This is a genomic window from Exiguobacterium sp. RIT452, from assembly GCF_003598705.1.
Lineage (GTDB): Bacteria > Bacillota > Bacilli > Exiguobacteriales > Exiguobacteriaceae > Exiguobacterium_A > Exiguobacterium_A undae.
In genome coordinates this window covers 13,430-26,386 of sequence record NZ_QXJB01000004.1, presented here as the reverse complement: position 1 = coordinate 26,386, position 12,957 = coordinate 13,430, and the positions used below count along the sequence as shown (strand labels likewise).

12 protein-coding genes are annotated in these 12,957 nt (G+C 46.1%); 4 read left to right on the top strand and 8 right to left on the bottom strand.

Annotated elements, in window-relative coordinates; genetic code table 11:
* Nucleotides 1-27 precede the first annotated feature (27 nt).
* The gene (locus D3D03_RS10530) at nucleotides 28-1,431 is read right to left on the bottom strand and encodes an ankyrin repeat domain-containing protein (RefSeq protein WP_119923536.1); all 1,404 of its coding nucleotides are present in this window, start codon (nucleotides 1,429-1,431) and stop codon (nucleotides 28-30) included.
* Nucleotides 1,432-1,796: 365 nt separating this feature from the next.
* Here D3D03_RS10530 and D3D03_RS10525 point away from each other — a divergent pair, with 365 nt between their 5' ends.
* The gene (locus D3D03_RS10525; RefSeq protein WP_119923535.1) at nucleotides 1,797-2,006 is read left to right on the top strand and encodes a hypothetical protein; all 210 of its coding nucleotides are present in this window, start codon (nucleotides 1,797-1,799) and stop codon (nucleotides 2,004-2,006) included.
* A 55-nt stretch (nucleotides 2,007-2,061) separates the two neighbouring features.
* Here the strand turns inward: D3D03_RS10525 and D3D03_RS10520 are convergent, their stop codons facing one another.
* From D3D03_RS10520 to D3D03_RS10495, 6 genes are all read right to left on the bottom strand, one after another.
* Nucleotides 2,062-2,574, bottom strand: a complete 513-nt coding sequence (locus D3D03_RS10520; protein WP_119923534.1) for a VanZ family protein — start codon at nucleotides 2,572-2,574, stop codon at nucleotides 2,062-2,064.
* Between the two features lie 122 nt (nucleotides 2,575-2,696).
* Complete coding sequence (gene desA, locus D3D03_RS10515; protein ID WP_119923533.1) at nucleotides 2,697-3,716, bottom strand: Delta(5) desaturase DesA; 1,020 nt, start codon at nucleotides 3,714-3,716, stop codon at nucleotides 2,697-2,699.
* A 324-nt stretch (nucleotides 3,717-4,040) separates the two neighbouring features.
* Nucleotides 4,041-5,573, bottom strand: coding sequence for an FAD-dependent oxidoreductase (locus D3D03_RS10510; RefSeq protein WP_119923532.1), 1,533 nt, complete (start codon nucleotides 5,571-5,573; stop codon nucleotides 4,041-4,043).
* A 114-nt stretch (nucleotides 5,574-5,687) separates the two neighbouring features.
* Nucleotides 5,688-6,128, bottom strand: coding sequence for a hypothetical protein (locus tag D3D03_RS10505; protein WP_119923531.1), 441 nt, complete (start codon nucleotides 6,126-6,128; stop codon nucleotides 5,688-5,690).
* Nucleotides 6,125-6,736 carry an ABC transporter ATP-binding protein gene (locus D3D03_RS10500; protein WP_119923530.1) on the bottom strand — a complete coding sequence of 204 codons (612 nt, stop codon included), beginning with the start codon at nucleotides 6,734-6,736 and terminating at the stop codon, nucleotides 6,125-6,127. Before D3D03_RS10500 ends, D3D03_RS10505 begins: the two co-directional genes overlap by 4 nt.
* Nucleotides 6,733-8,691 carry a DUF1430 domain-containing protein gene (locus D3D03_RS10495; RefSeq protein ID WP_119923529.1) on the bottom strand — a complete coding sequence of 653 codons (1,959 nt, stop codon included), beginning with the start codon at nucleotides 8,689-8,691 and terminating at the stop codon, nucleotides 6,733-6,735. Before D3D03_RS10495 ends, D3D03_RS10500 begins: the two co-directional genes overlap by 4 nt.
* Nucleotides 8,692-8,991: 300 nt before the next feature.
* On the opposite strand from D3D03_RS10495, the gene D3D03_RS10490 reads away from it, so the two are divergent.
* From D3D03_RS10490 to D3D03_RS10480, 3 genes are all read left to right on the top strand, one after another.
* Entirely contained in the window at nucleotides 8,992-10,455 is a 1,464-nt protein-coding gene (locus D3D03_RS10490) for a PPC domain-containing protein (RefSeq protein WP_158583698.1), read from the top strand.
* A 340-nt stretch (nucleotides 10,456-10,795) separates the two neighbouring features.
* A complete protein-coding gene (locus D3D03_RS10485) occupies nucleotides 10,796-11,230 on the top strand; it encodes a sigma factor (protein ID WP_119923527.1) in 435 nt (144 codons plus the stop codon).
* Entirely contained in the window at nucleotides 11,227-12,063 is an 837-nt protein-coding gene (locus D3D03_RS10480; RefSeq protein ID WP_119923526.1) for a tyrosine-type recombinase/integrase, read from the top strand. The genes D3D03_RS10485 and D3D03_RS10480 overlap by 4 nt, the downstream gene beginning before the upstream one ends.
* On the opposite strand, the gene D3D03_RS10475 is transcribed toward D3D03_RS10480, so the two are convergent.
* Nucleotides 12,044-12,862: a tyrosine-type recombinase/integrase gene (locus tag D3D03_RS10475; RefSeq protein ID WP_119923525.1), complete on the bottom strand. Its 819-nt coding sequence runs from the start codon at nucleotides 12,860-12,862 to the stop codon at nucleotides 12,044-12,046. The genes D3D03_RS10480 and D3D03_RS10475 overlap by 20 nt on opposite strands.
* Nucleotides 12,863-12,957 lie beyond the last annotated feature (95 nt).

Genomic DNA, 12,957 nt, shown 5'->3' with positions numbered 1-12,957 from the left:
TTCCCACTCAGGGAGATCGTCCTTTTTTTATAGCGTCTGCGTTTGATTTTGTTTCAATAAGACGATGATGTCCTCGAGCTCATACTCCTCTGCCATCATCAACGGCGTGTAGCCGTCCGCATTCTTCAGTGCCGGATCTGCCCCACGCTCGAGCAACAGTTTGACGGTCTCCTTGCCTTCGCCTTCGACCGCGTGATGAAGCGGCGTATACTCCTCATCATCTCGTTGGTTGATCGCTTCGCCGCGTTTCAGGTACAGCTCAACAAGTTCCTTGTTGTTGCTGTAGACCGCAGTGATGAACGGACGTTCTCCGAACTCATTGACAGCGTCGACGTCACTTCCGGCCGCCAGCAAGTCTTGGAAAACAGCCTCGAGCCCTTCGCTCGACTTCCGGTATCCGAGATAATGCAGGGCCGTATCTCCGTCCGCATCGACCGCCTTCATGTCACTCTCCGGAATCAGTTGGTTGATTTCATCAAGCGTTCCCTTTTGAATCGCGGCCATCAGTTTTGATTCACCTAAATCTTGTTTTGTATCATTTTGTTCTACAACGGGCTGTGTCCAGTCCGACACCTGTGGCATCTCAAGCTCCGTCGCGGTGAAGACAAGACCGGCGAGTGCCAGACAACTCAGACTGACAAGCAGACCGCTTGTCACACGCGCCAATCGGGGTGCCGTTGTCTTCAATCCAGCAACCGCCAAGCGCCGGTACACGGATGGCTGATGACGGAATAATTCACTCATACTTGTCGCGAGTGACGGCGCTTGTTGTTTTTGTTCTATGTAGTGCATGACATCCATTCGGCGCCATAACGCCGGACCGACAATCGAGCGGACGAGGGCTGGAATTCTCTCCTCTTCAGTCAGTTGCGCGAGCGCAAACCGATCAGCTGTCTCTTCACAAGCGCGTAAGTAAGCGGCACGCAAGAATGGGACCCAGCTCCCGATCAGTAACAACAGCTGTTTTTCTTCATGATTTTGTTTTAAATGGGCCAGTTCCCGCAGAATTTCAAACCGTGTCGTCTCATTTAAAAGATAATCTGCTGGCAACACCAGCATATACTTTTGGAACAAACCAATCGTCCGTGGTCGTGTCATCTTCGGATCCTGCGTCAACAGGATCTCTGGTGTTTTCCAGAATCCCATCCGTTCTGCATCACGACGAAGTTCCGCATAAACGAGTGGCTGCTGGGTCTCACTCAGGAAAACACCTTCCGTCCGAATCGTCATCACTCGGACCCATTGGCGAATCCAAATCGCGACGAGCAAACCGAGGACAAGCCCGAGTAAAGCGACACCAAGCGTTCCGAGCGCCAGCACTCCGACAATCAAAGCGCATCCTGTAATCAGTGTGCTCAGCAGGAGCAACCAGAAATAAAGCCGTTCCCGTTTGCCGATTCGCAGTTGAACCGCCTCTGTCTCATTGGTCATTCTTCCACCTCCCTTTCATCGAATTCTAGTTATCGTTTCATGTTCTATCATACTCATAATCCTATAACCATTCCAAGGAAATTACGAGTAAGGTAAATAGAGAAACTTTTAAGATATAACTTTAATAATTGATTTCAGAAAAATATCCTCCAAGACTAAAGACTTATTACATTTAAAATATTTTTCTGGTTTCATCAAATTTTTCTGAGGAAATGCATAAATACCAACATTTTTCGCAACATTTGAAACAATATATCTATGATTCATAAGAACTATAAATATTTTAATTCAGGGTGCGAGGAAGTCATCGAATTAAATTGCTAATTCCATCAAAATACCATATACTAACTACTAGAATGAAGAATATGGGAGTTGATATTTTGGGTTTTTTAGGAATGTTTAATAAAGAATATACCGTACAATATCAAGTCATTGAGCGTGATGAAGTCGTCGATACTGATCGATTGAACATCAAAGCAGGTGATCATGCAGCAGCTCGTAAAAAAGCCGATACAATGCTCCGTAAACAATTTGGTCGAACGCAGTATAAAATAGAGTGGGTTCAACGTTTTTGATCGCCAAAATACCCGGTCGCCTCAATCCTTTTGAGACGACCGGGTATTTTCGTATTCAGCCCGATTGCTGATATTCTGATTTGACGATACGATCCGCTTTGAGGAACAAGCGGATTCCGGTATACAGCAAGATGCCGAAGACGGCCCCGCTCCCATCAATGATGACATCTCCAACCAGTGGTGTCCGCCCGCCGGTCAGTTGTTGATGAAATTCATCCAAGACACCGACCGTGATTGCCGTCGTCGCGGCAAAAAAAGCGGCCGGCACAGAACGATAACCGCGCATGCGTAAGACATGGACGAGACTCGTTCCAAGGATGAAGAACAGTCCCGCATGCATCCCTTTCCGGATGAAGAACTCGAGGAACGCCGCTGGACCTAGCGCCGCGACACTGATCGGAACTTCATAATGAAACGAAACGAACGAAAAGGCATAGACCCACCCGAGTGGGATATGATTCGTCAGAAACGGAATCAGCGATTGTTGCTCATAACGCATCGAACTGAATCCGAACAGTAAAAGTAAGATGACTCCTGCTATGACGTAAGCAATGGGTAGACGACGCATCATCATCCCTCCTTCAATACTTGCCATCGTACCATGGATCATTCAACGAAACATACGGCAAAAGTCGTAGCCGGCATCAAAAAAAGACCTTACTTCCAGGAATAGAAGTAAGGTCTGTGTGCTTAAGAGACGGACGTTTTCGGTTCACGCAACAGATGCTTGATTTCGCCGAACGTCACAAACGTTTTATTTTTCGCATCATACAGCTTGTAGCGAAGCGACTTCAGACTCGAGAACAAGCCGATCGTCGTTGCTTTTTGAAGCGGTGGTGTCGCCGTATGCGCTTTTTCTAAGTTGTAGTTCGGTACACGCGGACTTAAGTGGTGCACGTGGTGGAAACCGATGTTCCCCGTCACCCACTGCAAGACTTTCGGCAATTCGTAATACGAGCTGCCTTCGATTGCAGCCTTGACGTAATCCCATTCGCTCTCATCCTCGAAATACGAGTCTTCAAACGTGTGCTGGACGTAGAACAACCAAATCCCGAGAACGCCTGCTGTGAACATCGTCGTGCCTTGAATGATCAGGAATGCCTGCCAACCGATAAAGTAAATCATGATGCCGTACAGGACGATCAACGACGCATTGATGACATGCGTATTCATACGTTCTTTTTTGCGAGCATCTTTCCGGTTGAAGCGGCTGACGACCAGAATCAACAAGAGTGGTCCAAGACCAAACATGACGAGCGGATTCCGGTACAGACGGTACTTCAGACGTGTCCATTTTGACGCTTCGACATATTCTTCAATCGTCATGACCCAGATGTCACCGACACCGCGTTTGTCCAAGTTTCCGCTTGAGGCATGGTGGATCGCGTGCTCACGTTTCCACTTTTCATACGGGAACAAGGTCAGGATGCCTGTGATCGTTCCGACGATTGCATTGGCTTTTTTGTTTTTAAAGAATGACCCGTGTGTACAGTCATGGAAGATGATGAACATCCGAACGACGAAACCGGCTGCGACGATTGCAAGCGGAACAGCGAGCCAAACGGAAATCTGTAAGGCTTGATAAGCCAGGAACCAGACGACGAGAAACGGCAAGATCGTGTTGATCATCTGCCGGACGCTGGATTTGACGTCTGCCTTCTCAAAAGGCGAAACGTGTTTGCGGAGCTGGGCGATTTTTTCTTTACTCATGTGTTGCTTCCTCCTCGAATTCGTACAGCGTTCACGACGCTACTATGAAATGAACTTGATATAAAACCTGTAAACGGCGTCCGTGACGGTGAATTCGTAACATCCACATGAAGATCGACCCGACCGATATAGTTAAACGCTTGAATATTTTTAATACCAGGTAATTATAGCACATCGAAAAAATAATAAAGTATTAAATTCTGATATCAGTAAAAATATTTACGGTCATCTGTTCGTAAAACTATTGAGTATCCAACAAACGAGAGTTTCAAGAGAATTATTCCACAAAAAAATCGCCTCTCGAAATCAGAGACGATCACTGCATCATTTTAGCTTCTTCAATGGCTTCACAGCCGGACCTTCGAGCACATTCCCCTCGTAATCGAAACGCGAGCCGTGACACGGACAATCCCATGACCGTTCTCCGTTGTTCCATTTGACGTCGCACCCCATATGCGTACACGTCGTCTTGACGAGATGGAGTTCACCGGCTGGATCGCGATATCCCCCGACCGTTTTCCCAGAATGACGGACTAGTCCCCCTTCATCGATTCCGAGGTCGTCTGCTGATTGACTGGCACGGGTCACTTTACCCTTCAGTAACTCGATTGCGACATCCGCATTGTTCTTCGCAAATTGTTTCGCATCCTGTTTATGCAGTTTCGACCGGTTCGGGTCAAACAATCCGCGGAAGCGGTTCGGCGTTCCGGTCAATAAATCAGACAAGAGCAGACCTGCCGCGATTCCATTTGTCATCCCCCACTTGGCAAAGCCGGTCGCAATCAAGATGTTCGGATCATCACTCGTCATCTGACCGATGTACGGCACTTTATCGAGTGAAATCAAATCCTGCGCTGACCAAAATTGATCAATTTCAGCTACACCAAACTCACTCTCGGCGAAATGACCCAACGCTTGATAGTTGGCTTTCGTATCCGTTTGATGACCGGATAGATGGTTCTCCCCACCGAATAGTCCGAGCCTTGTCCCATCAGCCAGATGCGTATGCCGAAGTGACCGGCTTGGTTTGTCAGCACTCATGAACATGCCGTCCGGGAACTCTTCCGGAACACGTCCCGACACGATATAAGAACGGTGGACTTCGAGTTTTGAGAAATAGAGTCCTTTAAAATCATTGAACGGAAAGTGGGTTGCGACGATGACTTTTTTCGCCTCAATCTGGTGACCGGATTCAAGCAACACGGTCGGCGTTCGTTTCGATTCGACAGACGTCGCCCGCGTCTGTTCGTACAATTTGCCGCCTTGTTGCGTAAAATACTGCGCGAGACCAAGTAAGTATTTGACGGGATGAAACTGAGCTTGATTGCGGATGACAAGGGCTTGTTCGACCGGATACGGTAACTTCCCTTTGACCTCATCCGTCGCGTCTCCACCATTGATCCCAAGCCGGCTGTAGGCATCTGCTTCCTTGATCAGTTGCTTGTGTTTCGGTCCACTCGACGCAACGTACAGGTACGCATCCTGTTCCTCGAGCTCACAGTCGATTGAAAGGCGTGTCGTCTGATCACGGAGGAAACGAATCGCTTCTTCATTCGCTTCGTGATAGAGCCGTGCTTTTTCTTCGCCGAACGTCTGAATCAGTTCGTCGTAAATCAAACCATGTTGCGATGAAACCTTTGCCGTCGTATAGCCGGTCGTCCCGCTTGCAATCCGGTCAGCTTCGATCAACGTCACATCATAACCTTGTTCAATCAGTTGCACGGCCGTGACGAGCCCGGCGATCCCGGCCCCGATGACGACAACGTCACTCGTCAGGTTTGCTTCGAGTTTCGGATACGCCGATGCTTCAATCGATGTGCGCCAGTACGATGTTGGAAATCCGTCCAGTTGCTTCATTTTCCCCGCCTCCGTAAATGTCAGTTTTTATTCACTTAGCTAACAGTTACAGTTACCCTTGTTCTTTTAAAAACATACATGAATAGTACATTTTAATTGGGTTCCGGTAGTTATTCAATCAAGTGGAAACACACTCTTCGCTTGTTCCATGAGACGCGTGATTTCCGGTTTATTCCGAGTAAGTATCTCTTGCTGCTCGTCGTACGGTTCAAGTAGTTCCAAACAATTGTTGACGTCAAGAAGATACCCCCTCACTCCTTCTTGAATCCAGACTTCGTACGTATCGTCCTGAAACAATTGTGGGTATACACCGACTGCCAATCCAGCTTGTTTATCAGCGATCATCAGTCTGCCTGTATAAGACAGATAACCAGGTGTCTCCACTGTATAGGAGACACCATCTTGCGTCAGACTGTGTACGCCATCAAAATCTGGTACAGCCGAAACGAACGGTTTGTACTGAACCGTCGTCACCCCGTACCAGATAAGGTCCAGCAGCAGGAAGCCGCCCATTAAACCGAGCGCAATGCACCATCCTTTTTTCTTTCGATTCATCCGAGTTCCACCAACCTGTTCCCCTGTTTTTTGATTGCTTCATCATGCGTGACGAGAATGACGGTCTTGCCGCTTGCATTCAACTCCTGCAAAATCGTCATGACCCGTTCGGCATTCGCTTGATCGAGTGAGCCGGTTGGTTCATCGGCGAGAATGATGTCACATTTCTTCAGCATCAGTCGGGCCAGTGCGACCCGCTGTTGTTCGCCCCCGGACAGCATATAGACTTTTTTATCGATCTTCTCTTCAAGACCGACGGCTGACAAGACCTCTTCAATCGTTTGGCCGGCGCGATAGCGCTTTTGGACAATCTCCAGATTTTGTCGGACTGTCTTATGGTCGACCAAGGCGAAGTTTTGAAATAAAAATCCAATCTTCGTCCGGAAATAGTCAAGTTGATTCCGTTTTTTCGTGATGTCCTGTCCATCGATAAGAATCTGCCCTGCATCAAGCGGTTCCAAGGCCCCCACCATATTTAACAACGTCGTTTTCCCGCATCCGCTCGGTCCGGAAAAGATGACGAAATCTCCGGCCTCAATCTGTAACGACAAATTTTCAAATAAGCTTTTGCCTTCAAATGTTTTTGACACGCCTTGAATCTGAATCATACATTTCCCCCCTTTAGGATCCGTTGGATGTTCGCCCGTTCGATCTTACGAATCAGTCCGACTAACACTATTCCTTCGAGTACGACCAACAGACCGCCTCCGCTCAGCAACCACAACGGATGACCGATTGCAAAGATGTACGCCGCAAGCGTCACGGTCACCGTGCTGAACGACGTAACACCAAGTGTATAGAGGACCAACCGTCGATTTTTTTGCCAGATGCTGTAGCCGATGACTTTTTTGACGGATAACTCAAGCGCGTTGACTTGGTACTCGAGTTTCAAGACAGTCACGATGATCAACAGTTCCAGACTAATGATCAGTGCGGCAAAAACCAGATTCATGTTCATCAACCGTTTGGCTGCTTCCCAGACACCGATGTACTTATCCCAGACATTCGTCCGGATGATCAGTTCATCCGTCATCGCCTGTTCCTCAACGAAACGATCAAACGTTGGTGGATCGACGTCGTACATGATGTCACTCAACAAAACAGAGGACAGCTGCTTCAGTTTCATCCGCGTCTTCGCATCATCATTCAAGACGATCAGCATCGGTTCGTCGACGAGCAGGCTGCCGTTCACGAGGTTTTGATCAATCGCCGTCAGTTGGAGTGGTGTCGTATAGCGGATCGTCTCATACTGCTGTTCGATGAACGGGCTTAATCCAAACGACTGCAGGGTATTGTCGAGCTCTTCTTTACTGGGCGGTGTTGCCTGCTCCGGTGCAATGATCGTCAGTTTATTCGCGAAAACGTCTGTTGCTTCCGGAAGTTGCTCTGCAATCTCTTCAAATGCTTGGCGGTTCAAGATCAAGGCCGTCTGATCACGCGTCGAAAAGTTCGCCAATGGTGTCACGATTGTCGCCGAGAAATCGGTTTGATAACGTCGGTACAGTTCGGTCTGAATCTGTTCCGACAGTGCGGGACTCTTCTCTTCCGAATAATTCGGCGAAGTATTTTTGTGACCAATATACGTATAGTCATAGGTCTGTTTCGTTTCAAAAAAGTCCCGTTGCTGATAAAGCGCGACGCCTTCCGTAATCACCGTGATACTGCTCGATAACATCAAGATCGTCAGCAACGCCGTGATGAACTTCAAGCCATACGTCATCGACAGGAGTGCCCGCGAACGATAACTGTTGGCAAACGCTTCTTTGATCTGCAAGCGACCAATCAGCAGATAGACGAGTTCATTACAGACCAGTAAGACAAGCACTAACAGCAAAAGTAATGGCAAATAAGGGCCAAGCGGCGTGACCTGACGCAACAGACCGAAGCTGAGAGCGAAAATACCAAGCACAATCACGGAATCGAAGGCAATGGACTTTCCAATCATTAGCGACAATCGTTCTCCCATCGATAAACGAACCAACAGCTCTTTACGGTTCATCGACAGTTCATAAAATGTCATCAAGACGGTGATGATGACGACGAGCGACCAGATGCCGAGGACACGATTCCGCTCCGCCTGTTCGTTATAACCCAGTTGCGGGTGATTTCCCGCATATGTATCAATCAAGTCCATCTTAAATGCTTTGACGGCAACGGAAGATCCGATCCCGTAAAAGTTCGGTGTATAGGCAAGACGCGGATGCTCGCGTAACGGTTTGAACGTGAAGGTGATGTCACCAAGGAAAACACTGTCGTATGTACCGCTTCGAATCTGCTGGTTCGCAAGGCGTTTCTCGACACCCGCCGTTCCGTAGATCGTCTTTGTACTCGAGAAATTGCCATTCGGTGTCTCTTCATACGTAAAGACCTCCACCTGATTTTTCTCGGCTGCGGCATAGATATCAGCAATCATCTGTTTCTCCGACTTTTTCGGATTCGGGTACAGGGTCGTCGTATCAAATGGCTCGGCGAATCCTTCCAGTGTCAGCATACGGCTTTCACCGATGATGAACAGACTTGTCGCGAGAATCAACGTCATCAGTAAGACTTTTAATGGTTTCATCGGCACTCCCCCGTAATTCTGCTGTAATCGCTCGGCAACTTTTATTTGTTTACCGTAGCATCTTCCTATGATTAACTTCTATATCTGACTTGAATACTGAGATAATTGGTATTTTAATAAACCATGAGTTTATTATATTGGATACTTTCTCCTGTATTTTGTTCAGTAAATGTCTTTAAACGTAATACATATCCATCAATTATTAAAAACTCAATTCCCTAATTATACAAATATATAATTTAAAAAATGAAAAAAATGTATAATTTGAAGGGTTCTATAATTAGAGAGATGGGGGAAATCATGAAAAAATTAATGTTAGCTTTAGTAGTATTGTTTATCTTTTCAGAAGCAAAAGCAGTCTCCGCAAACACTGGACAAGAGGACGTGGATACTGCAATCGAATATCAAATTGATGGTTCTAAAAGTATTACAATCAGTGGGATTAAGGCCGAGGATGATGAAGATGGTATTCCTGATTCATCAGACTATTACAAATTAGTTGTTACTCAACCCGGAAAAATGAAAATAGCAGTCGAAGGGAATGCTTTTTCCGACATTTCTGTTTTGGACGACAATCAACAAGTATTTGCGAATTTAGAGAGTGTACGCCAATACTCTCCCGAGGATATACTTTACGCTTTTTTAAAAAAAGGAACTTATTATATCCAAGTCGATTTGGATGATGAAAGCGAAGGAGAAGCTTACGATCTTAAAGTAACTCATGATGTAGACGGATATTTTGAAGCTGAGCCAAACAATGACCTCAAACAAGCCAATACTATTGAATTAGGTAAGACTTATCATGCCAGTAACCTCCAAGAATCACTTTCTTTGTATTTAAGTTCAGAAATAGATATCGACAGTTATAAGTTTAAATTGGAAAAGCCGAGTCGAATCAGTCTTGAAAGTTCAACCTTTTCTAACGATGTTCTTACTTTTACACTGAGACACAAAAATGGCTTGATCATTTGGGAAGACCTTTATAATACTTCCATCCAATCTTCAAAGTCGAAAACACAGTTTACAGAGTACCTTCCAGCTGGTGAATATGTCATTTCAGTCAGTTTAGATAACTTGGACGGAAACGGAATTGAAAACACGGAACTGCCGTATAGCTTTAAAGTGGATGCAACACCTGTCACCTATTCAGAAATACCAACTAACAAAATCGGAACACAAGTTTTATTCGGGAAAACATATACGGGTTCGCTTCTGCCTGGAACCGATGATAAAGATTTGGATGTTTTCATGACACGGATCCAAAAAAAGAAAGTCCGTATATCTAGTCAGTTAAAAATGTCTGGCAAAAGCAACTCTTCTTTCGAGTGGTCTTCTACTAATAGCTTTAAGGTAAATAAGTCACTTAATAAGTGGATTACACTAGAATCGAAAGATGTTTCACCAAACAAAGAATACAGACTCTCGTTACAAAAAGAAAATCAGTTTTATGGTCCGAACCCTTTACTGGATTACGAATTAAAAATCGTTGCTTTCCCTTATTGGGGTAAACACGTTTATGCTCCAGGTGTAGCCGGAAAAGCCACAACTAAACTAAAGAAAACACAATTATATAGAATGAAGAATGGAAAAATGATTAAATCAGGATCGCCCGTTGGTCCGAAAAAGGAATACATCGTCAAAAAAGCAGGTAAAACATATGTGGAGTTATCAGACGGAAGAATGCTCAAAGTAAAAGAAGTCACTTATCAAAAAGTCCCTAAAGAAGTTCAACAGGAATATTTGAAGCTAAACAATCTTCTTTAAGAAACAACGACAGAGCGAATGAGGTGAAGCTGACAGGCTTTGACTCATTCGTTCTTTTTGCTTCAAAAGAGACAATAGCGCGACAAAAGATAAACAAAATAATTTCCGAACACCCTCTCGGATAAGTAGAGTTATCCTAAATCGAGTGGCGGAAACAGGCGGTTTTTCAAGTAGTTTTTCGTGTTCAGTCGAAGAAATGACGGCAGTTGGCAATTGGAAAGTTTAGAAAACCGTTGGCATGATTCAAAAAAGACGATTTGAAGACAGAGGATAACTCTACTTATACTGAAACTACCGCGGAATACATAGATATGCATATCTCAGATTGGATTCTCTTATAATGAATGAAGCGTTAAAACAATGGATACCCCTCGTCAACTCTCTTCTCTCCCGTCTCTCGATTCACCCGAATGAACAGGATGAATGCCGCCAAGCCGCACTACTCCGACTCTGGAAATCCATCGAAGAAGGTAAGGTCATGACCGTCACTTTCGCCCGAATCCGTGCGAAAGGCGCGATGCTCGATTACTTGGCGACCCGCAACCGGACACTTGCCGGTGAAATCACAGTCGAGACATTGCCGGAACTCCCCCGCCAGCAGCAAGTCTCTTTCACTTACTTACTCGATCAACTGAAACAGGAACTGTCCCGCAAGGAATTCACAATCCTCCAAGCCCTGCTCCACGGAAACGAGGAGACACTCGGCTACTCTCCAGCCCGGCTGCGTTCACTCAAATCAGAACTGAAACGAAAGGTTCAGGAGATTCTCCTATGATGGCGTTTTATTTGGAACGGTTACTGGCAATCATCGAACAGTCACCGAGCTACAGTCCGCTGACGAAAAAAGCTTATCGTGCCGACGCCCGTCATTTCTGTACGCATGCGGAAACAATCGACATCCCTTCCCTCCACCGTTATATGAACCAGTTAAAACAGAATTATGCCCCGACAACCGTCGCCCGCCGGATCCATGCCTTGGCAACACTCTTCGATACACTCGTCACTGAACGGTCACTCGCTAAAAATCCTTTATCCCAGATCAAAAAACCGTCCCGTCCAATCCCGAAACACCGGACCACTTTCAGCTACACCGATGCCCGACGTGTCATCGAATTGATAAAAGACGAAACGACCTATGCCTTTTACTTCCTGCTGTTACATACCGGTCTGCGGTTTAATGAAGCCCGACAATTACGCCGGACTGATCTCGATCTGATCGAACACCAACTGTTTGTCCGTCACGGCAAAGGACAGAAAACACGCTACGTCCCGCTTCATGACGAGCTGATAACAGTCCTAACACGATATCTCGACGTTCAACCGAATGACGGTCACTTGTTTCAAAACGATACCGGACGTTTGCTTGATCCGAATCAAACACGGAAGCAACTCCGGCTCGCCAGTCAACAAATCCTCAAGCGGACACTCCGACCACACGACTTGCGGGTGACATTCGCGACGACGCTTTACCGGGACCATCACGTTGATTTACTGACCGTCATGCGTCTGCTTGGTCATAGTGATGCGAAGACGACGCAACAGTATATCCTGTCGTCGTCAGAAGTCGCCCGTTCTTCAATCAACCGTCTCATGCCGATAACGAATTGATGACATGCTGAAGCTTCGTGTCCTGACTCAGGATGTAATCTTCCGTCGTTCGCAAGCTGCTGTGACCAAGTAACCGTTGAATCTCAAGTAGTCTGCAATCTCCCGTCTGATAGAGATGTGTGGCAAAGGAAACACGTAAGTCATGTGGATGTAACGGTCTTCCACGTATAGCAAGTGACTGTTGATTTAACGCATCACGAGCCTGCTGTTCATTGATGGCTTGACCACGGACGGAACGAAACACGAGTCCTGTCGTCCGTCCTCCTAAAAACGCTTGTAGCTTATGCGCCAGTCTCTCCCCAATCGGAATCGTCCGTAGGCGTCGTCCTTTTCCGTGCCGTACGAGTAACGTCAACGTCGCAAACTGAAGATCCTCGATCGACAACAAACGGGCCTCCATGAAGCGGAGACCCGTTTGACTGATTAACTCAAAGAATAGACGATAGGTTGGGTCCGTGATTTGACGGATGGTTTGGATCGCTTCTTCGAGTGGATGATGCTCACGTTGTCGGATTTGCTGGTGGATAATCGGCCGGACTTGTTTCATCGGATTTTTCTTGAGCCGTTTTACTCGGACTAGTTCATTTCCAAGTGCCATCAACGCATGATATCGTCGCATCACTGTAGTTGGTTTATACTGTTGAATCAACTGATCAAAATATGCTTGAAGCGATTTAACTGACCATTCGACAAAAAACTTCTTCATTTGCCGAAGGTCACTGCGATAAGCTTTGATTGTCTGTTTGCTGTAAAGAAAATGTGTTTTTAAATAATGATTTAGGTAATCGAAATGAGTCATGAAAAGAACCTCCTATTAGAGAGTGTTTTCATCTCAAATTCCCCGTTCATTTTCTCTTCAACCCTTCAGATAAATATTAAAACATAACTACTTTA

What these genes read in the sequence shown, in the direction of transcription:
- D3D03_RS10480 (WP_119923526.1), top strand. Translation starts at nt 11,227, where the DNA reads ATGATGGCGTTTTATTTGGAACGGTTACTGGCAATCATCGAACAGTCA.
- D3D03_RS10500 (WP_119923530.1), bottom strand. Translation starts at nt 6,736, where the DNA reads ATGATTCAGATTCAAGGCGTGTCAAAAACATTTGAAGGCAAAAGCTTA.
- D3D03_RS10485 (WP_119923527.1), top strand. Translation starts at nt 10,796, where the DNA reads ATGAATGAAGCGTTAAAACAATGGATACCCCTCGTCAACTCTCTTCTC.
- D3D03_RS10490 (WP_158583698.1), top strand. Translation starts at nt 8,992, where the DNA reads ATGAAAAAATTAATGTTAGCTTTAGTAGTATTGTTTATCTTTTCAGAA.
- D3D03_RS10530 (WP_119923536.1), bottom strand. Translation starts at nt 1,431, where the DNA reads ATGACCAATGAGACAGAGGCGGTTCAACTGCGAATCGGCAAACGGGAA.
- D3D03_RS10505 (WP_119923531.1), bottom strand. Translation starts at nt 6,128, where the DNA reads ATGAATCGAAAGAAAAAAGGATGGTGCATTGCGCTCGGTTTAATGGGC.
- D3D03_RS10520 (WP_119923534.1), bottom strand. Translation starts at nt 2,574, where the DNA reads ATGCGTCGTCTACCCATTGCTTACGTCATAGCAGGAGTCATCTTACTT.
- D3D03_RS10495 (WP_119923529.1), bottom strand. Translation starts at nt 8,691, where the DNA reads ATGAAACCATTAAAAGTCTTACTGATGACGTTGATTCTCGCGACAAGT.
- D3D03_RS10475 (WP_119923525.1), bottom strand. Translation starts at nt 12,862, where the DNA reads ATGACTCATTTCGATTACCTAAATCATTATTTAAAAACACATTTTCTT.
- D3D03_RS10510 (WP_119923532.1), bottom strand. Translation starts at nt 5,573, where the DNA reads ATGAAGCAACTGGACGGATTTCCAACATCGTACTGGCGCACATCGATT.
- D3D03_RS10525 (WP_119923535.1), top strand. Translation starts at nt 1,797, where the DNA reads ATGGGAGTTGATATTTTGGGTTTTTTAGGAATGTTTAATAAAGAATAT.
- desA (WP_119923533.1), bottom strand. Translation starts at nt 3,716, where the DNA reads ATGAGTAAAGAAAAAATCGCCCAGCTCCGCAAACACGTTTCGCCTTTT.